At 64.6% G+C, this 20,404-nt stretch carries 21 protein-coding genes and 1 riboswitch; of the genes, 8 read left to right on the top strand and 13 right to left on the bottom strand.

Going from position 1 to position 20,404, the window contains the following annotated elements; translation table 11 throughout:
- Positions 1-61: 61 nt before the first annotated feature.
- The 4 genes from V1280_RS35675 to V1280_RS35660 all read left to right on the top strand — a co-directional run bounded on the left by V1280_RS35675 (position 62) and on the right by V1280_RS35660 (position 4,106).
- Entirely contained in the window at positions 62-691 is a 630-nt protein-coding gene (locus V1280_RS35675; RefSeq protein WP_334535340.1) for a hypothetical protein, read from the top strand.
- Between the two features lie 194 nt (positions 692-885).
- A complete protein-coding gene (locus tag V1280_RS35670; protein ID WP_334535339.1) occupies positions 886-1,839 on the top strand; it encodes a ribose-phosphate pyrophosphokinase in 954 nt (317 codons plus the stop codon).
- 207 nt (positions 1,840-2,046) lie between these two features.
- Complete coding sequence (locus V1280_RS35665; RefSeq protein ID WP_334535338.1) at positions 2,047-3,075, top strand: putative zinc-binding metallopeptidase; 1,029 nt, start codon at positions 2,047-2,049, stop codon at positions 3,073-3,075.
- A complete protein-coding gene (locus V1280_RS35660; RefSeq protein ID WP_334535337.1) occupies positions 3,072-4,106 on the top strand; it encodes a D-alanine--D-alanine ligase family protein in 1,035 nt (344 codons plus the stop codon). Before V1280_RS35665 ends, V1280_RS35660 begins: the two co-directional genes overlap by 4 nt.
- A gap of 8 nt (positions 4,107-4,114) precedes the next feature.
- On the opposite strand, the gene V1280_RS35655 is transcribed toward V1280_RS35660, so the two are convergent.
- Entirely contained in the window at positions 4,115-5,200 is a 1,086-nt protein-coding gene (locus tag V1280_RS35655; RefSeq protein WP_334535336.1) for a serine hydrolase domain-containing protein, read from the bottom strand.
- 129 nt (positions 5,201-5,329) lie between these two features.
- Between V1280_RS35655 and V1280_RS35650 the strand changes: the two genes are divergently transcribed.
- Together V1280_RS35650 and V1280_RS35645 are read left to right on the top strand one after the other, a co-directional pair.
- Positions 5,330-5,659, top strand: coding sequence for a PadR family transcriptional regulator (locus tag V1280_RS35650; RefSeq protein ID WP_334535335.1), 330 nt, complete (start codon positions 5,330-5,332; stop codon positions 5,657-5,659).
- Complete coding sequence (locus tag V1280_RS35645) at positions 5,656-6,228, top strand: DUF1700 domain-containing protein (RefSeq protein WP_334535334.1); 573 nt, start codon at positions 5,656-5,658, stop codon at positions 6,226-6,228. Before V1280_RS35650 ends, V1280_RS35645 begins: the two co-directional genes overlap by 4 nt.
- Before the next feature lie 110 nt (positions 6,229-6,338).
- Here the strand turns inward: V1280_RS35645 and V1280_RS35640 are convergent, their stop codons facing one another.
- The 9 genes from V1280_RS35640 to V1280_RS35600 all read right to left on the bottom strand — a co-directional run bounded on the left by V1280_RS35640 (position 6,339) and on the right by V1280_RS35600 (position 15,813).
- Positions 6,339-6,797, bottom strand: coding sequence for an SRPBCC family protein (locus V1280_RS35640; RefSeq protein WP_334535333.1), 459 nt, complete (start codon positions 6,795-6,797; stop codon positions 6,339-6,341).
- Positions 6,798-6,807: 10 nt separating this feature from the next.
- Complete coding sequence (locus tag V1280_RS35635) at positions 6,808-7,647, bottom strand: XdhC family protein (protein ID WP_334535332.1); 840 nt, start codon at positions 7,645-7,647, stop codon at positions 6,808-6,810.
- A gap of 11 nt (positions 7,648-7,658) precedes the next feature.
- Positions 7,659-8,867: a vWA domain-containing protein gene (locus V1280_RS35630; protein WP_334535331.1), complete on the bottom strand. Its 1,209-nt coding sequence runs from the start codon at positions 8,865-8,867 to the stop codon at positions 7,659-7,661.
- Positions 8,864-9,730, bottom strand: coding sequence for an AAA family ATPase (locus tag V1280_RS35625; protein WP_334535329.1), 867 nt, complete (start codon positions 9,728-9,730; stop codon positions 8,864-8,866). Before V1280_RS35625 ends, V1280_RS35630 begins: the two co-directional genes overlap by 4 nt.
- Before the next feature lie 108 nt (positions 9,731-9,838).
- Entirely contained in the window at positions 9,839-12,259 is a 2,421-nt protein-coding gene (locus tag V1280_RS35620; protein WP_334535327.1) for an aerobic carbon-monoxide dehydrogenase large subunit, read from the bottom strand.
- Positions 12,256-12,756, bottom strand: coding sequence for a (2Fe-2S)-binding protein (locus V1280_RS35615; protein ID WP_334535325.1), 501 nt, complete (start codon positions 12,754-12,756; stop codon positions 12,256-12,258). The genes V1280_RS35620 and V1280_RS35615 overlap by 4 nt, the downstream gene beginning before the upstream one ends.
- 12 nt (positions 12,757-12,768) lie before the next feature.
- Entirely contained in the window at positions 12,769-13,632 is an 864-nt protein-coding gene (locus V1280_RS35610) for an FAD binding domain-containing protein (RefSeq protein ID WP_334538491.1), read from the bottom strand.
- 331 nt (positions 13,633-13,963) lie between these two features.
- Positions 13,964-15,151 (bottom strand): MHYT domain-containing protein, encoded by a 1,188-nt coding sequence (locus V1280_RS35605; RefSeq protein ID WP_334538490.1) that lies wholly within the window; start codon positions 15,149-15,151, stop codon positions 13,964-13,966.
- 101 nt (positions 15,152-15,252) lie between these two features.
- On the bottom strand, positions 15,253-15,813 hold the full coding sequence (locus tag V1280_RS35600; RefSeq protein WP_334535323.1) for a 6,7-dimethyl-8-ribityllumazine synthase: 561 nt from the start codon (positions 15,811-15,813) through the stop codon (positions 15,253-15,255).
- Between the two features lie 74 nt (positions 15,814-15,887).
- Positions 15,888-16,045: riboswitch (FMN riboswitch) on the bottom strand.
- A gap of 435 nt (positions 16,046-16,480) precedes the next feature.
- On the opposite strand from V1280_RS35600, the gene V1280_RS35595 reads away from it, so the two are divergent.
- Positions 16,481-16,981: a YbjN domain-containing protein gene (locus tag V1280_RS35595; RefSeq protein WP_148777657.1), complete on the top strand. Its 501-nt coding sequence runs from the start codon at positions 16,481-16,483 to the stop codon at positions 16,979-16,981.
- A 183-nt stretch (positions 16,982-17,164) separates the two neighbouring features.
- Positions 17,165-17,989, top strand: coding sequence for a pyrroline-5-carboxylate reductase (gene proC, locus V1280_RS35590; protein WP_334535320.1), 825 nt, complete (start codon positions 17,165-17,167; stop codon positions 17,987-17,989).
- A gap of 114 nt (positions 17,990-18,103) precedes the next feature.
- Here proC and V1280_RS35585 read toward each other — a convergent pair whose 3' ends face one another.
- The 3 genes from V1280_RS35585 to V1280_RS35575 form a co-directional block, all read right to left on the bottom strand.
- Entirely contained in the window at positions 18,104-18,496 is a 393-nt protein-coding gene (locus V1280_RS35585) for a thioesterase family protein (protein ID WP_334538489.1), read from the bottom strand.
- 357 nt (positions 18,497-18,853) lie between these two features.
- Positions 18,854-19,903, bottom strand: coding sequence for an IS110 family transposase (locus V1280_RS35580; RefSeq protein WP_334520477.1), 1,050 nt, complete (start codon positions 19,901-19,903; stop codon positions 18,854-18,856).
- A gap of 196 nt (positions 19,904-20,099) precedes the next feature.
- Entirely contained in the window at positions 20,100-20,354 is a 255-nt protein-coding gene (locus V1280_RS35575) for a tautomerase family protein (protein ID WP_283813012.1), read from the bottom strand.
- Positions 20,355-20,404 lie beyond the last annotated feature (50 nt).

The raw sequence follows: 20,404 nt of genomic DNA, 5'->3' as shown, positions 1-20,404 counted from the left end.
CAGTGCGTTGTGTCGCCTCTGCCCTAGACCTTAATCGATTTTAACGATATCGCTGCCCTCAATGAGGGAAGCGTCATCCATCTTGCGCCGCGCGGGCTCGCGCGTGTTGGCGGTCATGCTATTGGCAGCGGCGACCGCGCTGGCCGGCTGCGCCGGCGGCAACGCCCCCGCCAATTCCTACGCGATGGCGCCAAGCGCCGGCTCCGGAACGACGGTCGCCTTCGAATCGATCGACGGGCCGCCGCCGCAGGTGTTCGACCGCATGGTCGGCGTGCTCGACAGCGAATCCAAGCTTCGCAGTCTGTCCGTGGTCTCCCGCGAGGGGACGGCTGCCTACCGCGTGCGCAGCTACCTCTCCGCCCAGGTGGTCCGCGGCAAGACCGTGATCGCCTGGGTCTGGGACGTCTATGACGCCAACCAGCAGCGGGCGCTGCGCCTCTCCGGCGAGGAACCGACGACAGCCAAGGCCGGCCGGGACGCGACGCGTGACCCTTGGCAGGCCGCCGATGACCTTGTGCTGCGGAAGATCGCCCAGGCCGGATTCAGCGGACTTTCCAATATGATCAGCGGAACGCCGGCAGACGCGCCGGGCTCGATTCCCGGCCTGCGCGGCCCGGCCGTGGCAAGCGTGACGCCGGAGGCTCCGGCGCCGGAGATGCCGGCCTCGGCGCTCGGCTATGCCCAGCAATAACCACCGCGAAACCACGGGCTCAGTTACCGGCCAAGCCGTTGGCCCGACTCAGGATTTTCAGAGGGAAAACGTAGCATCCCGGGTTGCCATTGCAGGCTTCGGCCTGATATTTCCTCGCCCGTCGTAACCGTGCTGTCAGTGGGTATTCTCTGATGTTGAACGTCGTATCCAGCAAAGCGCGGGAGGAAGCGTCCATGTCGGCCAAGAACGGCTCCATCAAGCTTGTCGCCGGCAACTCCAATCCGGCCCTCGCGCAGGCCATCGCGCAGGGCCTCGACGTGCCGCTGACCAAAGCGGTGGTCCGGCGTTTCGCCGACATGGAGATCTTCGTCGAGGTCCAGGAGAACATCCGCGGCTCGGATGCCTTCATCATCCAGTCGACCTCGTTTCCGGCGAACGACAATCTGATGGAGCTGCTGATCATCACTGACGCGCTGCGCCGCTCCTCGGCGCGCCGCATCACCGCAGTGATCCCCTATTTCGGCTACGCCAGGCAGGACCGCCGCTCCGGCTCGCGCACGCCCATCTCGGCCAAGCTCGTCGCCAATCTGATCACCCATGCCGGCGTCGACCGCGTCATGACGCTCGACCTGCATGCCGGCCAGATCCAGGGCTTCTTCGATATCCCGACCGACAATTTGTTCGCTGCCCCCGTGATGGTGCGCGACATCCGCGAACGTTTCGACCTCGGCAAGGTGATGGTGGTTTCGCCCGACGTCGGCGGCGTGGCTCGCGCCCGCGGCCTCGCCAAGCGCATCAACACCCCGCTCGCGATCGTCGACAAACGCCGCGAACGTCCGGGTGAATCCGAGGTCATGAACGTGATCGGCGACGTCTCCGGTTACAGCTGTATCCTGGTCGACGACATCGTCGATTCCGGCGGCACGCTGGTGAACGCGGCCGATGCGCTGATCGCCAAGGGCGCCAAGGACGTCTACGCCTACATCACCCACGGCGTGCTCTCCGGCGGCGCGGCCGCCCGTATCGCCGGCTCGAAGCTGAAAGAGCTCGTCATCACCGACTCGATCCTGGCGACGGAAGCGGTGACCAAGGCGCCGAACATCCGCACGCTGCCGATCGCGAGCCTGATCTCGGACGCGATCGCGCGCACCGCGGCGGAAGAGTCGGTCTCGAGCCTGTTCGACTGAGTTTTCCGATCCCGGAAGGTCTCGTAGGGTGGGCAAAGGCGCGACGCGCCGTGCCCACCTTTTCTTTTTGGTGGGCACGCTTCGCTTTGCCCACCCTACGGCCTCGGCGCCCTGGGCCACAGCATGCCCCCGCACCCGCGGGTTGTTGCCAACCGCCGCCCATGACATCATCCGGATTCCGAGTCATCTCTGCCCTCTGGATACCTGATGCCGCGCCGGAAATTTGCTTGGGAAAAACTGTCGGATGACGAGTTGCTCAAGCAGCGCCTCTCCAGCCTGAGGGTTACGGTCGAAGGCACCTGGCTCGAAGACTGCGTTGGCACGCTTCACGAAGAGCTCGAAGAGCGAGGCATCCGGCTGCGGCCGCACACGTGGATATCGAGCGAATGGTTCAGTCCGGGAGATGTCCCCGGCATCGCGCTCCCCTTCTATCTCGCCCATCCCCGCCTGATGAAGCTCGAGAAGAAGATGATGTTCGACGTCGAGGGCGGAACCTGGCGCGAGTGCATGGCCATCCTCCGTCACGAGGCGGGCCATGCGCTGCAGCACGGCTACCAACTGCAGCGCCGGCGGCGCTGGCAGCAGCTGTTCGGTCCGTCGTCAAAGCACTATCCGCGCTACTACCGGCCCAACCCGGCAAGCCGGCGCTACGTCCAGCATCTCCGTCTCTGGTACGCGCAGAGCCACCCGGACGAGGACTTTGCCGAAACCTTTGCGGTCTGGCTGCGGCCGCGCTCGAACTGGCGGACGCGATATGCCGGCTGGCCGGCGCTGAAGAAGCTCGAATATGTCGACGAGCTGATGGGCGAGATTGCGGGAAAGCGGCCGCTGATCACGACGCGGGAACGTGTCGATCCATTGAGCAAGCTCAGCCAGACGCTCGAGGACCACTACAAGAAGAAGCAGGCTTTCTACGCCTTCACGCCACCGAAGACTTACGACCGCGACCTCTCCCGGCTGTTTTCCGCCGATCCCCGGCATCATCGCTCCCAACCGGCTTCGAGCCTGATCAGGCGACATCGTGCCCAGATCAGGCAGTTGGTCGCGCGATGGACAGGCGAGAACCAGCTTACGCTCGATGCCGTGCTTGACGACATGATCTCCCGCTGCCGCGAGCTCGATCTGCGCGCGGTGGGCCCTGAACCGAAGCTCGTTCTCGATTTCACAGTCCTCGTGACCGCCAAGACGATGCACGCGCTGTTTGGCCCGTCTCGGCGCAAATGGATCGCGCTATGAGACGATTCCGTATTCTCGTGCTGATGCATCCGGACTTCCTGCCTCCGGATTCGACCGACGGATACACCCCGCAGGAGATCAACAACTGGAAAACGGAATACGACGTCGTGAGCACTTTGCGCGCGGCTGGGCATGAGGTCCGCGCACTCGGCGCGCAGGAGGAAATCAGGCCGATCCGCGAAGCGATCGAGGAGTTCAAGCCGCACGTGGTTTTCACGCTGCTGGAGGAATTCCACAACAACGTTGCCTACGACCAGCACATCGCCAGCTATCTCGAGCTGATGAAGGTCCCCTATACCGGGTGCAATCCGCGCGGCCTGATCCTGGCACGCGGCAAGGATTTGTCGAAGACGCTGGTGCATCACCGCCGGATCGCAGCACCGGCCTTCGCCGTCTTCCCGATGCGCCGCAAGGTGAAACGCCCGACACGTCTCGCGCTGCCGCTGATCGTCAAGAGCCTGAACATGGATGGATCCTTCGGCATCTCGCAGGCATCGATCGTCGATACCGACGAGAAGCTGGCCGAACGGGTCGCCTTCATCCACGAGCGGATCGAATCCGCCGCCATCGCCGAGCAGTTCATCGAGGGGCGGGAGCTGTATGTCGGCGTGCTCGGCAACAACCGGCTGCGCGTCCTGCCGGTCTGGGAGCTGAAATTCGGCAGCATGGGCGGACGCAGCTCGCGCCACATCGCGACCGAAAAGGCCAAGCACGACACCGACTACCAGGAGCGTGTCGGTATCGTCGACGGGCCAGCGAAGGACCTTGCGCCCGAAGTCACCGCGCGCATCCAGCGTGCCGCGAAACGCATCTACCGGGCGCTTGGTCTCGACGGCTACGCGCGCATCGATTTCCGTCTCGCCGCGGACGGCACGCCGTATTTCATCGAAGCCAACCCAAATCCGGAAATCGCCAAGAGCCAGGAGTTCGCCACGGCGGCTCAACATGACGGGCTCAAATACAGGGAGCTCCTGCATCGCATCCTGACCCTCGGGATCAGCCGCGCCAAAGCGGGCGTGTCTCTGGGGTAAGAACGGATTCAGGCAAAGCCCGGCAGCACCACGTCCTTCATGAGCGCGAGCATCACTTCGGTCTGCTCCCGGCCTGATCGCTGATAGTTTCCGCAGTGGATCACCACGATGAGATCGCGCGCCGGCATCACGAACAGATATTGGCCGCCCCAGCCGACACCGCCGAACCAATGCAGGGGTTGCGCCGTGGCGAAATCGCCCATGTACCAGTGATAGCCGTAATCGCGGCCAAAGCGGGTCGGGACGACCGGTGTGGTCACGCGCTTCACCCAGTCGGACGGAACGACCTGTCGACCGTCCCATTTGCCGTCGGCCAGCATGAGCTGACCGATCTTGACGAGGTCGCGTGGCAGGAGACGCGCCCCTGACGCCGCACGCGGTTCGCCGTCACGGCCAACGGTCCAGTCGGACGGGCCAAAGCCCAGGGGATCGAACAGCACGCGGCGGCAATAGGCCGGCAGGGCTTCGCCGGTGCCCCTGGCAATGAGCCGGCCGAGCAGCGCGGTCGCGCCGCCGCAATAGGTCCACTTCGCGCCGGGCGGGCCTGCGATCGGACGTTCGAGAATGAACCGATAGCGGTCGGGCGCGGCTTCCATCGCCGTCTCGGCGTTGCGTGGATCGCCGTAGACGATCGCAAGCTCGTCCCATTCGAAGCCGAGCGTCATCGAAAGCACATGGTGGATCGTGATCTTGTCACGGCCGGGCTGCGCGGCGAGATCGGCATATTCCGGAAACTGCGCGTAGAGCTTGGCATCCGGCGGCGGCACCTTGCCTTCCGCGAGCGCAATGCCATAGGCGAAACCGACGACGCTCTTGGAGACAGAGCGCAGATCGTGCAGCACGTCGGGGCCAAAGACGACGTCGCCGAGCGGAACGCCCAAGCGCTCGTCTGCGCCCCGCCCGTAATGCTCGAACACGAGCTTGCCGCCCTGATTGACCAGGAACGCATGCAGACCGGGCACCTTTCCGGCCTGAATGAGCCCGGCGAGGCGCTCCGCGGTATCGGACGATGCGGCAATCGCGGGCATAGCCCGCGGAAGGACGATGCTCGCGCCGAGGCCAGCCAGCAGATGACGACGGTTGAGATAAGCCATGGTCGATTTCCTCCGGAATGGGTATACGGGTTACCTTGCAATACTCTGTACCTTTCAATACTCCGTACCTTGCAATACATAGTACCTTGCTATATAAGCTCCCTCGAAAGCGGTGTAGTCAAGGAGGAAATGGCCGACTCGACGAATCAGGTTCAGCTCAAGAAGGGTGCGCTGGAGCTCTGCGTGCTCGCTCTGCTCGCGCGCGGCGAGAGCTATGCCTATGAGATCGCGAGTACGCTGTCGGCCGGCGTCGGCATGGGTGAAGGAACGATCTATCCGTTGATGCGGCGGATGCAGGATGACGGGCTGGTCGACACCCGTCTCGAGGAATCCAATAGTGGCCCGCCGCGCAAATATTATCGGCTGACGGCCGCCGGCCGCGCCGCCTTCACCGCGCAGAAGCGCGAATGGCGAAGTTTTTCGGATGCCGTGGACAGGCTGCTCGGAGATTCCAAATGAACCGCGCCGACTTCCTTCACATCCTCGGCGATGGGCTCACGGGACTGCCAGCGGCCGAGATCGACGACATCCTGGCCGACTACGCCGCCCATTTCGAGGAGGCCCGCGCCTCGGGCCGGACGGAGCAAGAGGTCGCCTCCGCACTTGGCGACCCCAGACGGCTGGCACGCGAGCTGCGCGCCGAGACGGGATTGCGGCGGTGGGAGAACCATCACTCCTTCCGCAACTCCACTGCCGCGCTGTTTGCGCTCAGTGGCCTCGCGGTGGTCGACATCGTCCTGCTGCTGCCGCTGCTGCTTGTCGTGCTTCTCATCCTGCTCGTGATCGCCTTCGTGATGTGCGTGCTCGGGATCGTCGGCATCGGCTTGCTGATCAGCGTCTACAAGCATTTTGGCGACGGACGGATCGTCGAGCTGATCCTGCGCGGGCTCGCAGGCGTCGCGCTGGTGACCACAGGCGCGGGGTTCGCTGCATTGCTGGCGCTGGGACTCAATACGGCAGTCCGGTGGCTCGGCGGCTACGCGCGGCTGCATTACCGGCTGCTCAAGCCGGAGCGGACCGAAGCCTGACTGCCACACGGACGGTGCCGTAGGGTGGGCAAAGGCGCAACGCGCCGTGCCCACCGTTTTTTATGCGATGAAGGTGGTGGGCACGCTTCGCTTTGCCCACCCTACGAGACCTATTGCGCGTCTGCCTTCGTGCTCACCACGTCGGCAAACGATCTGAAAAACTCTCCCGCGAGCTTCGTCGCGGTCGAGTTGATCAGACGCGCACCCAGCTGCGCGAGCTTGCCGCCGATCTGGGCGTCGACCTCGTAGTGCAGCACCGTGACATCGACGCCCTCGGACTCCAGCCGCACCAGTGCGCCACCCTTGGCGAAGCCGGCGACGCCGCCGGAGCCCTCGCCCGAGATGCGGTAGGAGTTGGGCGGATCGAAATCGGACAGGGTCACCTTGCCGCTGAATGTCGCCTTCACCGGGCCGACCTTGAAGACCACCGTGGCGGTCATCTCGTTCGGCGCGGTCACGTTGAGCGATTGGCAGCCGGGGATACACTGCTTCAGCACAGCGGGATCGTTCAGCGCCGCCCACACCTGTTCACGCGAGGCTGGAATACGCTGGCTGTCGTTCATCTGCATGATCGGTGTCTCACTCTCTGCTGGCTGGATGATTGGCGGCGCGCTGGCCGCGGCGCCGTTCCACGGTGATCTCGGCGAGGATCGACATTGCGATCTCCTCCGGCGTGATGGCACCGAGATCGAGCCCGGCCGGCGCCTTGAAATCATCGATCGTCGCAGTGCTGGCGCCTTCCGCAAGGAGCTTTGCGCGCAGCGATGCCATCTTGCGGCGGCTGCCGACAAAGGCGTGATAACAGGCTTTGGTCGCGACCGCCGCACGCAGGGCGGCTTCGTCGCCCTTGCCTTGTGTCGAGACCACGACGAAGCGTTTGGCGTCGTTCAGCTCGCCGAGCTGGTAGCCGTCAATGATCGCATCGGCATCCGGCTGCGCGGTGAGATCGGCGGCGGGCGCGGCGAGCGTGACGTGGTAGCCGAGCACGCGCGCCTGCGCCGCGAGCGACAGCGCCACCGGGCTTGCACCGAGAATGACCAGCGAGGGATGCGGCAGCACCGGCTCGACAAAAATATCCATGGTGCCCTTGCTCGGGCACATGTTGCTGGCGAAGCGAACACCGTCGCGGCTCTCGCCCGCGCTGACGCCGAGCTCGGCCAGCAGGTTCTCCGGCTGCACCGAGACCATGCGCGGTTCGCCGTCGGCGAGCGCCTCGCGCGCCGCCTTCAGCACCGCACCTTTGGCGCAGCCGCCGCCGATCCAACCCGCGACGATGGTGCCGTCGGCCGCGATGATCGCCTTGGCGCCAGCCTTCGCCGCGGTCACCGACACCGTCCGCACCACCGTCGCGAGCACGAAGGCGCGCTCGGCGGCCTTCATCTGCGCCACAAGATCCAGCACCTCGACATGAGCGGTCATCGCAGCATCCCTCAGAGCCTGGCCAGATAGGGTTCGAGCGCGCGCAGGCTTTGCAGCGAATTCGCGGGCGCATAGAGATCGACATGCGGCAGCGCCGCCTTGATGCCCCGCGCTTCAGGCGTATAGCCTTCCCACGCCATCATCGGGTTGAGCCAGACGATGCGGCGGCAGCGGCGATGCAGCGCCGCCATTTCGCGGCCGAGCAAAGCGGCGTCGCCGGTCTCGTAGCCATCTGACACGATCATCACGCAGCTGCGCGAATGGATGACGCGCGCGGCGTGCCAGCGGTTGAAGGTTTGTAAGGACTCGCCGATTTTCGTGCCGCCGCCTGCGCCCTGCGCCATGATCGAGAGCCGATCGAGCGCGCGGCCGGCGTCCCTCTCCTTCATTGCATCGGAGACATAGGCGAGGCGCGTGTGGAACAAAAACGCCTCGGCCTCGCGGAACTGGTCGAGCACGCCGTGGATGAAGCGCAGGAAGACGGAAGTGTACATGCTCATCGAGCCCGAGGCGTCGAGCAGCACGATCAGCCGCAGCGGCTTGTCCTTGCACTGGCGCTTCACGAGCGCGATCGGCACACCGCCATGGCTGATGTTGCGATGAATGGTGCGGCGGAGATCGAGCCGATAGCCCCGCCGGCGCGCCAGATCGCGCCGGGTCAGCCGCGTACGCATCGCCTTCGCGAGTTGCGCCGCAGCCTCATGGGCCTGCGCGACCTGATCGGGATCGCCGAGCTTTCGGAAATCGACCTTAGCAAGATTGTCGGCGCGCGAGGCGCCTTCCATGCGGCCCTCGCCAGAGCGGCCATCCGGCGCATCATCCGAGGAGGGAAGCTGGTCGGTGGCCGATCGGCTGCCGCCCCGCTCGGCCGCGGTGTCTTGCAAGCTCTTCAGCGACGGATTGCTTGCTCCCGGCGCCGAACCGATGGTGCGAGAGCGCGAGCGCACGCGCTTGCCCAGCCAAAACGCATCGAACAGCCCGTCGAACTTGTCCCAGTCGGATTTGCGCGCCGAAAACAGATGCTTGAACGCGGCGCGCAACAGGCCCGGCCGCGCCGCATAGCCCGCCGACATCAGCGTCGCCGCATCCTGCCCTTCGGCGAGCCCGACGCGAAAGCCTGCATCGCGCAAGGTACGCAGGAAAGCGGCAAGCTTCGCCGAGACGAGGCGGGAGACCTCATTGAGGTCGTCATAACCGGGGCTGGAACCGCAGCAGCTCATGCAACCCTCCCCAGCAGGCGCTGCGTCACCTCGGGCGTGACACGGGCGCGATCCTCGTGGGTCTTGAGCAGGCAGACCAGCGTCTCGTGCACGGTCTCGGGCGCGTCGTGGAGATCGCGGACGTCGAGACCGACCAGCGCCGCCGCCCAGTCCAGCGTTTCCGCGACGCCAGGCACTTTACGCAGCTCCTCCTTGCGCACGCCTTCGACCATGCGCGCAATCTGGAGCGACAGCGACGGGCTCGCACCCGCGACGCGCGCCAGGATGATGCGGGTTTCCCGATCGACGTCGGGATAGTCGACATAATGATAGAGGCAGCGCCGGCGCAACGCGTCGGAGAGCTCGCGCGTGCCGTTCGAGGTCAGCACCACATGCGGGATGGTGATGGCGGGAATGGTGCCAAGCTCGGGGATCGAGACCTGGAAATCGGACAGCAGCTCCAGCAGGAACGCCTCGAACTCGTCGTCGGCGCGGTCGATCTCGTCGATCAGCAACACCGGTGCCTTCGGCCGGCGGATCGCGGCGAGCAAGGGACGCTCCAGCAGATATTTTTCCGAGAACACCTGATCCTCGATGCTGTCGGTGCCGCGATGGGCCTGGATCGCCAGCAATTGGCGCTGGTAGTTCCACTCGTAGAGCGCGGAGGACTGGTCGAGCCCCTCATAGCATTGCAGCCGGATCAGCTCGGTCGCATGCACTTTTGCGAGCGCCTTCGCCACCTCAGTCTTGCCGACGCCCGCCTCGCCTTCGAGCAGCAGCGGACGCCGCAGCAATTGCATCAGCGAGACCGCAGTCGCGAGGTCCGCATCGGCGATGTAACCCGATGCAGCCAAAGCTTGCGCGATCTCGTCACGGCCTTTCATGATTCCACTCTCTCCTCGTCATTGCGAGGAGCGAAGCGACGAAGCAATCCAGACTGCTTCCGCGGTGAGATACTGGATTGCTTCGCTTCGCTCGCAATGACGGTCACACTACGCCACCGCGCCCAGATCCTTCGCCGCCTTCCAGTTGCGCCAGAAGTCGTGCGGCATCTGGATGTGCGTGCTGCCCAGGAACGAGAATGCGTCATTCACAGCGTTGGAGAAGGCCGGCACGCCGCCGACATTCGGGCTTTCGCCGACGCCCTTGGCGCCGATCGGGTGGTGCGGCGACGGGGTGACGGTGAAGTCGGTCTCCCAATGCGGCGTCTCGACCGCGGTCGGCATGAAGAAGTCCATGAACGAGCCGGTGACGACGTTGCCGACCTCGTCGTAGCGGATCTCCTGGCCCATCGCGATCGCGAAGGCTTCGGTGAGGCCGCCATGCACCTGGCCCTCGATGATCATCGGGTTGATACGGGTGCCGCAATCGTCGAGCGCGTAGAAGCGCCGGACCTTGTACACGCCGGTATCGACGTCGATGTCCATCACGCAGAGATAAGCACCGAACGGATAGGTCATGTTGGGTGGATCGTAGTAGCTCACCGCTTCCAGCCCCGGCTCCATGCCCGGCGGCACGGAGTTGTACGCCGCCCAGCAGATATCCTTCATCGACATGAATTTCTCCGGCAGACCCCTGACCCGGAAACCGTCGATGTCGAATTCGAGATCGTCCTCGTGGACCTCAAGCTTGTAGGCCGCGATCATCTGCGCCTTGGCCTTGATCTTTCGCGCAGCCATGGCGATCGCGGCGCCCGCCACCGGCGTCGAGCGCGAACCGTAGGTGCCCAGCCCATAAGGCGCGGTGTCGGTGTTGCCCTCCTCGACCATGATGTTATCAGCGGAAATGCCGATCTCGGTTGCGATGATCTGGGCCCATGTGGTCTCGTGGCCCTGGCCCTGGCTCTTGGAACCGACCCGCGCGATGCCGGCTCCGGTTGGGTGCATGCGGATCTCGCAGGAGTCGAACATGGCAATGCCGAGAATGTCGCAATTCTTCGACGGACCGGCGCCGACGATCTCGGTGAAGAAGGAGATGCCGAGGCCCATGATGTCGCGGGTCTCGCCGCGGGCGAACGCGGCCCGCTTCTCCGCCTGCTCCTTGCGGAGCGCAGCGTAGCCGGTGGTCTCCATCATCTTGCGCATGGCGGTGTGGTAGTCGCCGGAATCGTATTCCCAACCGAGTGCCGAGTGATACGGGAACTGCTCCGGCTTGATGAAGTTTTTCAGCCGCAGCTCCGCCGGATCCATGTTGAGCTTCTGCGCCAGAATATCCATGGCGCGCTCGATGCAATAGGCGGCCTCCGTGACGCGGAACGAGCAACGGTAGGCGACGCCGCCGGGTGCCTTGTTGGTGTAGACGCCGTCCACCGCGAGGTGCGCGGTCGGGAAGTCATAGGAGCCGGTGACGATGTTGAAGAAGCCGGCCGGCCATTTTGACGGGTCGGCGCAGGCGTCGAACGCGCCGTGATCGGCGAGCACGTGGACACGCAAGCCGGTGACCTTGCCGTCCTTTGTCGCGGCGATCTCGGTGGTCATGTGATAGTCGCGCGCGAACGAGGTCGCAGTCAGGTTCTCGATACGGTCCTCGACCCATTTCACCGGCTTGCCGGTGACGATGGAGGCCACCGCCGCACAGATATAGCCGGGATAGGCGCCAACCTTGTTGCCAAAACCGCCGCCGATGTCGGGGGCGATGACGTGGATCTTGTGCTCCGGCAGCTTTGCGATCAGCGCCACCACGGTGCGGATCACGTGCGGGGCCTGGAACGTGCCGTAGATCGTCAGCTCGCCCTTGATCTTGTCGAAGGAGCAGACACACTGGCAGGTCTCCAGCGGCGACGGATGGGTGCGGTGATAGGAGATCATCTCCTTGATCGTGACCTCCGCCTTCCTGAAGGCGGCGTCTGTGAGATCCTTATCGCCGACGGTCCACTCGAAGATGTGGTTGTCGTGCTTGCGCGGACCATGCGCGCCGGACATCTTGCCGACGAGGTCCTCGCGCAGCACCGGCGCATCCGCATTCATCGCTTTGAAAGGATCGACCAATGGCGGCAGCGGCTCGTATTCGACGATCACCGCGTTGATGCCGTCATCGGCCGCATAGCGGTCGGTGGCGACGACGAAGGCGACCTCCTGGTTCTGGAACAGCACCTTGCCGTCGGCCAGCACCATCTGCACGTCGCCGGCCAAGGTCGGCATCCAGGCGAGGTTGACGGTCTTCAGCGTCTCGGCGGTGATGACCGCGAGCACGCCGGGGACCTTCAGCGCTGCGCTGTCGTCGATTTTCTTGACGCGGGCATGCGGATGCGGCGAGCGGACGAAGTCGCCATGCAGCATGCCGGGCAGCTTGACGTCGTCGACGTAATTTCCCCTGCCTTGCGTGAAGCGGATGTCCTCGACGCGCTTGCGCTTGCAGCCCATGCCTTCGAGTGCGGCGGTGCGTTGTTCCCGCGTGGGAGTGAGGTCGTTCATTCTGCGGCCTCCTGGAATTCGACGCCGTTGATCTTGGCGCTGGCGTATTGAATGGCTTTGACGATGTTCTGGTAGCCGGTGCAGCGGCAGATGTTGCCGGAGATGCCCATCCGGATTTCCGGCTCGCTCGGCGAGGGATTTTCCTTCAAGAGGCGATGCGCGCGGACAATCATGCCGGGCGTGCAGAAGCCGCATTGCAGGCCGTGCATCATGCGAAAACCTTCCTGCAGCGCCGACAGCGTGCCGTCGGCATTGGCGATGCCTTCGATCGTGGTGATGTCACTTCCCTGGGCCTGCACCGCGAACATGGTGCAGGACTTCACCGACATGCCGTCGATATCGACGGTGCAGGCGCCGCAATGCGTTGTCTCGCAGCCGATATGGGTGCCGGTCATCTGCAGATTTTCGCGGATGAAGTGCACAAGCAGCGTGCGCGGCTCGACGAGGCCTTCGACCTCGGCGCCGTTCACCTTCATGGTCACGTGTGTTTTGGCCATTGGTCCCCTCCCTTACTTCGCGACAGAAGCGGCGCGTTGCAGCGCCCGCGTCACCATGATGCCGCCGACATGTTTGCGGTATTCGACGGGACCGCGGGCATCCGCGGCCGGCGCCATGATCGCTTCGGCCGCGGCGGCCGCCTTCTTCAGCGTCGCCGCATCGAGGCTGGTACCGATCACGGCCTTGGCGGCGTCAGCGGCGAGCAGCGGCGTCTCATGGACATTGGTGAGACCAATCGAACAGGTCGCGACCTTGCCGCCGGACATGGTCAGCACGACAGCGGCTGCCGCGGTGGCGTAGTCGCCAACCTTGCGCTTGAGCTTTTCGTAGGCGTAGCCGTGACCGGCCGCCGGCACGGGGACCGAGATCGAGGTCAGGATCTCGCCGGGCTCGAGCGCGGTGAAATAGGCGCCCTGATAGAAGTCCGCGGCGGCGACGTCACGGGCTCCGCCGGCGCCTTCGAGGCGATAGCTCGCCCCCAGCGTCATCATCAGCGCCGGCATGTCGTTGCCGGGATCGCCATTGGCGACATTGCCGCCGATCGTGCCGCGGTAGCGCACCTGCGGATCGGCGATCAGCAGCGCCGCCTCATGCAGGATCGGCATCGACTTTGCGACCTCGTCGGAGGCCAGCAACTCGTGCTGAGTGGTCATCGCGCCGATGACGAGATTGTTGCCGTTACGGCTGATGCCCTTCAGGGCGGCGATGCCATGCAGATCGATCAGATGGGCGGGGGTGGCAAGCCGAAGCTTCATCATCGGCACCAGACTGTGCCCGCCGGCCAGCGGCCGCGCATCCTCGCCGAGGTCGGACAAGAGTTTGACGGCGTCGGCGACACTCGCCGGCCGGTGATAGCTGAATGAGCCCGGGATCATCATCTCCTCCTCGTCGTCCTTTGCGCGTGACGGCGCCGACGTTGGAGGGGACGGTCACTCCCGGCGGAGCGGCCCGCAATCATTCGGGCACGGAACAGCGGATTTCGCACGAATTGCGGGTGGAAGCGCACGAATTGCGTCAGGGGCGGCGACGTATGGCGCTTGTCTTCACCTCTCCCCGCCTGCGGGAGAGGTCGGATTGCATCGCAAGATGCAATCCGGGTGAGGGGGTACAGGTCTCACGACGATCGCCCGTGTGGATGGAGGCCCCTCACCCCACCCTCTCCCCGTAAGAACGGGGCGAGGGAGTGAGAGAGCGGAGTTCGGTAACCTACGCCTGCCGCCTGTTCACCAGCCCCAATCTCGCCTTGACCTCGGCGATCTTGGCGCGGCTCACCGGCACCCGGTGCGGCGATGGGCCGTCGAGCTCGAGCACGGCGCCGTCGCCCTCCTTGCGGACCAGCGCGACATGGGGGATCGCGACGATATGGCTGCGGTGCACACGCAAGAATAGCGAGGGATCGAGCTGCGCCTCGGCCTCGGAGATCGACCAGGGGCACATCCGCTCCCGCGTGCCGTCATGGACGCGGGTGTAATGCGCATCGGCGCGCACGCTGCGGACATTGGCCGTCTCGATGAAGTGCGTCCCGTCGGCGCTCTCGACCGGCAGCCGGGGAACCGGCGCTCGCGGCGGCTGACCGAGGCCGCCGAGCGGCGCCATTGGCCGCGGAGGGGCGGCGGATACCACGGCCGGCGCGACCGACGGAGCAACCGGATCAACGGCGACAGGAGCCGAAGCCTGTCGCCGTTGATCGGGAACGAGCGACAGCAAGAAGCCGGCAGCAATGACGAAGCACAGCACAGCCACGATGATCGACAGGATTTGTTGCGACGCGGCAAGGCCGCCGCCGGCATGGTGATGCGCCGTGCCGGTCAGCGGCTCGAAATGCATGCCCAGCATCGCGGTGTAATGCATGCCGGAGACGGCCATACCGAAAACGATCGAGCTGACAATCAGCCGAACGCCTTCCTGCTGCGCCAGGAACGCGCGCAGGCCGCCATAGGCCGTGACGATGGCCACGACGACCGACAGAAGAACCATGATCGGGTCGTGCACGATGCCGAACGGGCCAGCCAGCCCGTGGATCCCGACATAATGCATGCTCGCAATGCCGGCACCGAGCAGCACCGCCGACGAAGCCACGCGCTTCAAGCTCGGCTCGCCGATCGAGACAAAGAAAAGCGAGATGCCGACCACCAGCGCGCAGATCAGGAACGAGATGATGGTGGGAAGAACGAGATAGACCGTGTCCGGCGGCAGCGGCGCGGCCAGCATGCCGACGAAATGCATGGTCCAGATGCCGACGGCCAGAAACACAGCCGCCCCCGCAAGCAGAACGCGGTTGCTGACGCCGGGCGTGTTGCGGATGCGAGCAGCAAGCGCAAAGCCGGTATAGCCACCCAGACTCGCGATCGCCACAGAGAGCGCGACGAGATAGGGATCGTGTCCTTCGAACATGATCTTGTCGGCCGCCCGTCTCCACGGCACGGCCTCCTCCCGCCGCCGACTTTATAGGGACGGCGGCGGGATTGACAATCAGCGGCGTGTGAAGGGGCGGCTCACACAATTCCCGCCGCGACCTGGCCGCGCAGGCGCTCCAGGCCGTGCAACGTCTCCGCACAGGCGGCCGCGACCTCGACGCCCTTGATCGCAAAGTGCCTGCGGAAGAAATCGTAGTGCACTTCGGTCTCGTGGAATTGCTGCGGCGTCAGCACAGCGGAGAACACCGGCACCTCGGTGCGGAGCTGCACGTCCATCAGCGCCTTGATCACGGTGTCGGCGACGAATTCGTGGCGATAGATGCCACCGTCAACGACAAGGCCGGCCGCGACGATCGCGGTGTAGCGCCGCGTCTTGGCGAGGACCTGCGCATGCAGCGGGATCTCGAACGAGCCCGGCACCTCGAACACGTCGACATGGGTGAGATGGCGCGCCTCGGCCTCCTTGATGAAGGCGATGCGGGCTTCCTCGACCACGTCGCGGTGCCAGCAGGCCTGCACGAAGGCCACCCGCTGCGGCTTTGCAAAACGCGGATGCTCGGTCGCCGGCGGATCAACTGGAACCGGCGGCTGGGTTGTCTGGGACGTTTCGGTTTGGGGATCTTGCAACATCTGATTCATGGCTTTCCTTCAAAGGACCAGAATCAGGGCACACGGAACGACAAACAGCCGCATCCTACGATGCGTCTGCCACCGACCGTTCTCTTTCATCCGGACTTTAACCGTCGGCTTCGGAGTTGCACCGAATCTGCTGACCCTTCCCTTCGGCAAAGCTTTGGGGAAGGCGCTCGCGGGCTTGGGCCTTGCGACCCTTACCGCCGGTGGGGACTTTCACCCCGCCCTGAGAACATCGGCCGTCCGGAATGAACGGCCTGAACGGAAATATGACGCTGGTTCGGGGCCGCAGCAAGCGTGTTCCGCAGCAAAAAACTGCATGGTCCCATGCCGCTATGGCGGGCCGGCCCTCGCGGGGCGGAATTAACGATTGGTGCGCGGTCCGGGAGTCCGACTCCGATTTGTTCCTTTCGTTAATAATTGTGGCCGAGATGAGCTGTGGACGAACGAGTCCTGGCTTGTGGACGGACTCGGGACCCGGTTGCGCAGATTCCGCAAATCACATCAGTTGATCCGCGACAAGCCCGCGCTGATCACGGGATCGCAACAGCGACTCCGAGGAGATCGCAGAAAGCGACTCCGAGGGGATCTCCTTAGCGATATCTAAGGGAGCGCGCGCCGGACCAACCGCGTGCGTATCAAAGACAACAAAAAGGCAAGAGGTCGAGACGGCATGTCCCTGCTCGAAGGCGCTATCGATTCCAAAAGCCATCCGCTCGCGGTGGTCGAGGATATCGCTGCCAGCAACAACTGGCCGTTCGAACGCTCCGGCGAAGACGAACTCACCATTGTCTCCAAGGGACAATGGACCGACTACCAGATCTCGTTCACCTGGATGGGCGAGATCGAAGCGCTGCATCTGGCCTGCGCATTCGACATGAAGATTCCGGTCGCGCGCCGCGGCGAAGTGCAGCGGCTCGTCGCCGCGATCAACGAGCAATTGTGGATCGGCCATTTCGACCTGTGGAGCAACACCGGCATGATCATGCACCGCCAGGCGCTGGTGCTGCCGGGTGGGCTGACCGCCTCGACCGCGCAATGCGAAGCCATGCTCGCCGGCGCCATCCATGCCTGCGAACGCTATTTTCCGGCGTTCCAGTTCGTGGTGTGGGCAGGCAAGACCACCGCGCAGGCGATGGACGCGGCGATGTTCGATACGGTGGGCGAAGCGTAGGGCCGCGCCCGAAACGGTGAGGGACGGACAACGCTTTCCTCATCGTCGTCCTGGCGAAAGCCTGGACCCATACCGCGTGATTTCTCCATGTCGCGCGACGCTTGTTGCCAACACCTCCATCCACTAGAACCCCTTGGGGTAATGGGTCCTGGCTTTCGCCAGGACGACGGATTGGCAACAGCGATGGCGAACAACACTCTCCAAAACATCACCGGAACCATCCTCCTCGCCGGCGCCGGCAAGATGGGCGGTGCGATGCTGACCGGATGGCTGGCGGGCGGACTCGATCCGCGCCGCGTCGCGGTGGTCGATCCTTTCATCTCTCCCGAGATCACCGCGCTGGCCGCCAAGGGCGTCGCGCTCAATCCGGATGTGAAGGCGGCAGGCCACGTCGAGACGATGGTCGTCGCGGTGAAGCCGCAGATGTTCCGCGAGGCCGGCACCAAGCTGAAATCGTTCGTCTCGGAAAAAACCTCCGTGGTCTCGATCATGGCGGGCACCACGATCGCCTCGCTCGAAGAGATCTGCGGCGGCGCCGCGGTGCGCGCGATGCCGAACACGCCGGCCGCGATCGGCCGCGGCATCACGGTGGCCGTTGCTGCGAAGAACGTCAGCGCCGGCCAGCGTGCGGTCGCCGATGCCTTGCTGCGCGCCACCGGCTCGGTCGAATGGGTCGAGGATGAAGGCCTGATGGATGCGGTGACCGCCGTCTCTGGCTCGGGCCCCGCCTATGTGTTCCTGCTCGCCGAAGAACTCGCGCGCGCCGGCGTCGAAGCGGGACTGCCCGAGGCACTCGCGACAAAGCTCGCGCGTGAAACGGTCGCGGGCTCCGGCGAGCTGCTGCACCAGTCGGATCTTCCCTCCAGCACGCTGCGCCAGAACGTTACCTCACCCGGCGGCACCACCGCCGCGGCGCTCGGCGTGCTGATGGGCGAGCCCGGCCTGCGCGACCTGATGATCCGCGCGATCGCGGCGGCGACGAAGCGGTCGAAGGAGCTCGCGAAGTAAACAGGTGCCGTAGGGTGGGCAAAGCGAAGCGTGCCCACGGTCTGTATCCATCACGAAGGAATGGTGGGCACGGCGCTTCGCGACTTTGCGCACCCTACGGTACCGAGCCCGCCGCTACGCGCCCAACCGCTTGTTGAACGTCTCGACATTCACGAGCCCGCGCGCGTGGCGGCCTTCGCCGAGCTTGCGCGTGCCCTCGAAGGCCTCGACCTCGAAGCGGATGACGCGGCGCTCGACGGCGATCACTTTCGCAGTGGTCCGCACCGTCGCGCCGACCAAGGCTGCGGCGAGATGGCGGATGTCGACCTCGGTGCCGACCGTGACCCAGCCCGGCTGAAGCGCGGAGCGGATCGCATCGCCCGACGTCATCTCCATTTCCAGAATCATCATCGGCGTCGCATAGATCATCGGCATGCCGGGCACGAAATGCCCGACCGTCCGCTCGGCCGGCACCACCAGCGTGCGCTCGGCGCTCATGCCGATTTTGATGAAGTCGCGTGCGTCCATGGTCATTCAAACTCCGCTGTCGTCCCGGACAAGCGCAGCCTTGGCAACGCGTAGCGTTGTCCAGGGCGGAGCGCCGATCCGGGACCCATATGTGGACGGCCCCCGTGGCACAAGAGCTTTGTGATGTTTGATCGGATCGCTTGCATCCATATGTCCGGCCTATTGATGCGGCTTGTCGGAGGACCGCTGGCCAAGATGGTTTTCGCGACACGAGTTCCAATCAACCACGCGACCTTGTTCGGCCAATGGGTCCCACGGATTTACTCGCATCTCGAACGATCGATCGCACCATCTCCTCTGCTCTTGCAGCTCCGGTTCGGCCGGTGGGCTAACCCGCCGGCCGGCCGAATCTCTCGATCACACGGCGGCGGCCGTTTGGGCCTCGGTTCGCGCCTCACGCCGCGCGCTGTCGTAGTGTTCTCCCGTCGTCATCAGCTTCCAGGCGATGCGGGCCATCTTGTTGGCTAGCGCCACCGCCGCCAGCTTCGGTGTCTTGCGCTTCAAAAGCTCGATCAGCCAGCTCGGCCCACGAGCTTTCGATTTGGCTATCTTGACCACCGAGGTTGCTCCAACCACCAGCAGCTGACGCAAGGTCTCATCGCCTGCACGGGTTATCTTGCCGAGCCTGGTCTTTCCCGCGGTGGAATGGTCCTTTGGGGTCAGGCCGAGCCAGGCGGCAAACAGCCGCCCCGAGCGGAAGGCATGTGGATCGGGCGCCTTCATCACCAGCGCTGCGGCGGTGACCGGACCAATCCCCGGGATCTGCGCCAGGCGCCGGCTCATGGCATCGGCACGGTGCCAGGAGAGAAGCTTAGCCTCGATGGCCTTCAGCTCGCCCTGCACCTGCTCATATTGGCGGGCAAGCATTGCAAACAGCTCCCGGGCCAGCGCCGGCACGCCTTTGTCCTGCCCGATCGCTGTCAGGAACGCGGCGAGCTTGTCCAGCCCCTTGGCCGCGATCAGACCGAACTCCGCCGCATGCCCGCGGATCATGTTGGAGAGTTGCGTGCGACGTGCGACCAATTGCTCTCGGACGCCCAGCAGCATCAGCGCGGCCTGCTGCTCGGCCGTCTTCACCGGCACATACCGCATCCGCGGCCGGCTTGCGGCCTCGCACAGCCCGTCCGCATCGCGCCCGTCGTTCTTGTTGCGCGGTATATAGGGCTTCACCAGCTGCGGTGCGATCAGCTTGACCGTGTGTCCCAGCTTGCCAAGCTCTCGCGCCAGGTGATGAGCCGCCCCGCAGGCCTCGATCACCACCACCGTCGGCGGCAGCTTGGCAAAGAAATCCAGCATCGCCTTGCGGCTAAGCCGCTTGCGCAACACGACCTGCTCAGACGCATCAACGCCATGCAGCTGAAAAATATACTTCGACGTATCCATCCCAATGCGGATAATCTGGTTCACGGACGGCTCCTGTGAATGAGTTTCTGACAACCTCATTCTGGCACACTGATGCCGTAGGGGGCCGTCCACACCATCAACCACAGGGAGAAGTTTGGCGAAGACTCGGAGTTACCAGTTCGCGCCCACAACCGCTCCCTGGGGTTATGGGTCCCGGCGTTCGCCGGGACGACAGCTGTGATCGGCGCTACAGCGCTGCCTACTTCTTCGCAGCCGCCGCGCGCTCCACAAAGGTCTTGCCGCCCTTCATCTTGTGGCGGAGGGGCGCTTCGTTGATCTGGATGACGACGGCATCGGCGTCGACGCCGAGATTCTTCACCAGCGCCTGCGTGATGTCGCGCATCATGCCGGCCTTCTGCTCGTCGGTGCGGCCTTCGGCCATGCTGACGGTGATCTCAGGCATTGTCGTCTCCCTACTGCTGTCGCGATGACCGGGTACACCCCGATCGTTCATGAAGGTGCGCATCAAACAGGACGTGGATGCCCGGGACAAGCCCGGGCAGG

Source organism: Bradyrhizobium sp. AZCC 2230 (assembly GCF_036924495.1).
In the GTDB taxonomy this organism is placed as follows: Bacteria; Pseudomonadota; Alphaproteobacteria; order Rhizobiales; family Xanthobacteraceae; genus Bradyrhizobium; species Bradyrhizobium rifense.
Note: the sequence above shows the minus strand (reverse complement) of the source record. Positions and strands in the feature narration are given on the sequence as shown.

What these genes read in the sequence shown, in the direction of transcription:
- V1280_RS35645 (WP_334535334.1), top strand. Translation starts at nt 5,656, where the DNA reads ATGAACCGCGCCGACTTCCTTCACATCCTCGGCGATGGGCTCACGGGA.
- V1280_RS35630 (WP_334535331.1), bottom strand. Translation starts at nt 8,867, where the DNA reads ATGAGCTGCTGCGGTTCCAGCCCCGGTTATGACGACCTCAATGAGGTC.
- V1280_RS35625 (WP_334535329.1), bottom strand. Translation starts at nt 9,730, where the DNA reads ATGAAAGGCCGTGACGAGATCGCGCAAGCTTTGGCTGCATCGGGTTAC.
- V1280_RS35640 (WP_334535333.1), bottom strand. Translation starts at nt 6,797, where the DNA reads ATGCAGATGAACGACAGCCAGCGTATTCCAGCCTCGCGTGAACAGGTG.
- V1280_RS35585 (WP_334538489.1), bottom strand. Translation starts at nt 18,496, where the DNA reads ATGGACGCACGCGACTTCATCAAAATCGGCATGAGCGCCGAGCGCACG.
- V1280_RS35675 (WP_334535340.1), top strand. Translation starts at nt 62, where the DNA reads ATGAGGGAAGCGTCATCCATCTTGCGCCGCGCGGGCTCGCGCGTGTTG.
- V1280_RS35650 (WP_334535335.1), top strand. Translation starts at nt 5,330, where the DNA reads ATGGCCGACTCGACGAATCAGGTTCAGCTCAAGAAGGGTGCGCTGGAG.
- V1280_RS35620 (WP_334535327.1), bottom strand. Translation starts at nt 12,259, where the DNA reads ATGAACGACCTCACTCCCACGCGGGAACAACGCACCGCCGCACTCGAA.
- V1280_RS35605 (WP_334538490.1), bottom strand. Translation starts at nt 15,151, where the DNA reads ATGTTCGAAGGACACGATCCCTATCTCGTCGCGCTCTCTGTGGCGATC.
- V1280_RS35655 (WP_334535336.1), bottom strand. Translation starts at nt 5,200, where the DNA reads ATGGCTTATCTCAACCGTCGTCATCTGCTGGCTGGCCTCGGCGCGAGC.
- V1280_RS35670 (WP_334535339.1), top strand. Translation starts at nt 886, where the DNA reads ATGTCGGCCAAGAACGGCTCCATCAAGCTTGTCGCCGGCAACTCCAAT.
- V1280_RS35635 (WP_334535332.1), bottom strand. Translation starts at nt 7,647, where the DNA reads ATGACCGCTCATGTCGAGGTGCTGGATCTTGTGGCGCAGATGAAGGCC.
- V1280_RS35615 (WP_334535325.1), bottom strand. Translation starts at nt 12,756, where the DNA reads ATGGCCAAAACACACGTGACCATGAAGGTGAACGGCGCCGAGGTCGAA.
- V1280_RS35665 (WP_334535338.1), top strand. Translation starts at nt 2,047, where the DNA reads ATGCCGCGCCGGAAATTTGCTTGGGAAAAACTGTCGGATGACGAGTTG.
- V1280_RS35660 (WP_334535337.1), top strand. Translation starts at nt 3,072, where the DNA reads ATGAGACGATTCCGTATTCTCGTGCTGATGCATCCGGACTTCCTGCCT.
- V1280_RS35575 (WP_283813012.1), bottom strand. Translation starts at nt 20,354, where the DNA reads ATGAACGATCGGGGTGTACCCGGTCATCGCGACAGCAGTAGGGAGACG.
- proC (WP_334535320.1), top strand. Translation starts at nt 17,165, where the DNA reads ATGGCGAACAACACTCTCCAAAACATCACCGGAACCATCCTCCTCGCC.
- V1280_RS35610 (WP_334538491.1), bottom strand. Translation starts at nt 13,632, where the DNA reads ATGATCCCGGGCTCATTCAGCTATCACCGGCCGGCGAGTGTCGCCGAC.
- V1280_RS35595 (WP_148777657.1), top strand. Translation starts at nt 16,481, where the DNA reads ATGTCCCTGCTCGAAGGCGCTATCGATTCCAAAAGCCATCCGCTCGCG.
- V1280_RS35600 (WP_334535323.1), bottom strand. Translation starts at nt 15,813, where the DNA reads ATGAATCAGATGTTGCAAGATCCCCAAACCGAAACGTCCCAGACAACC.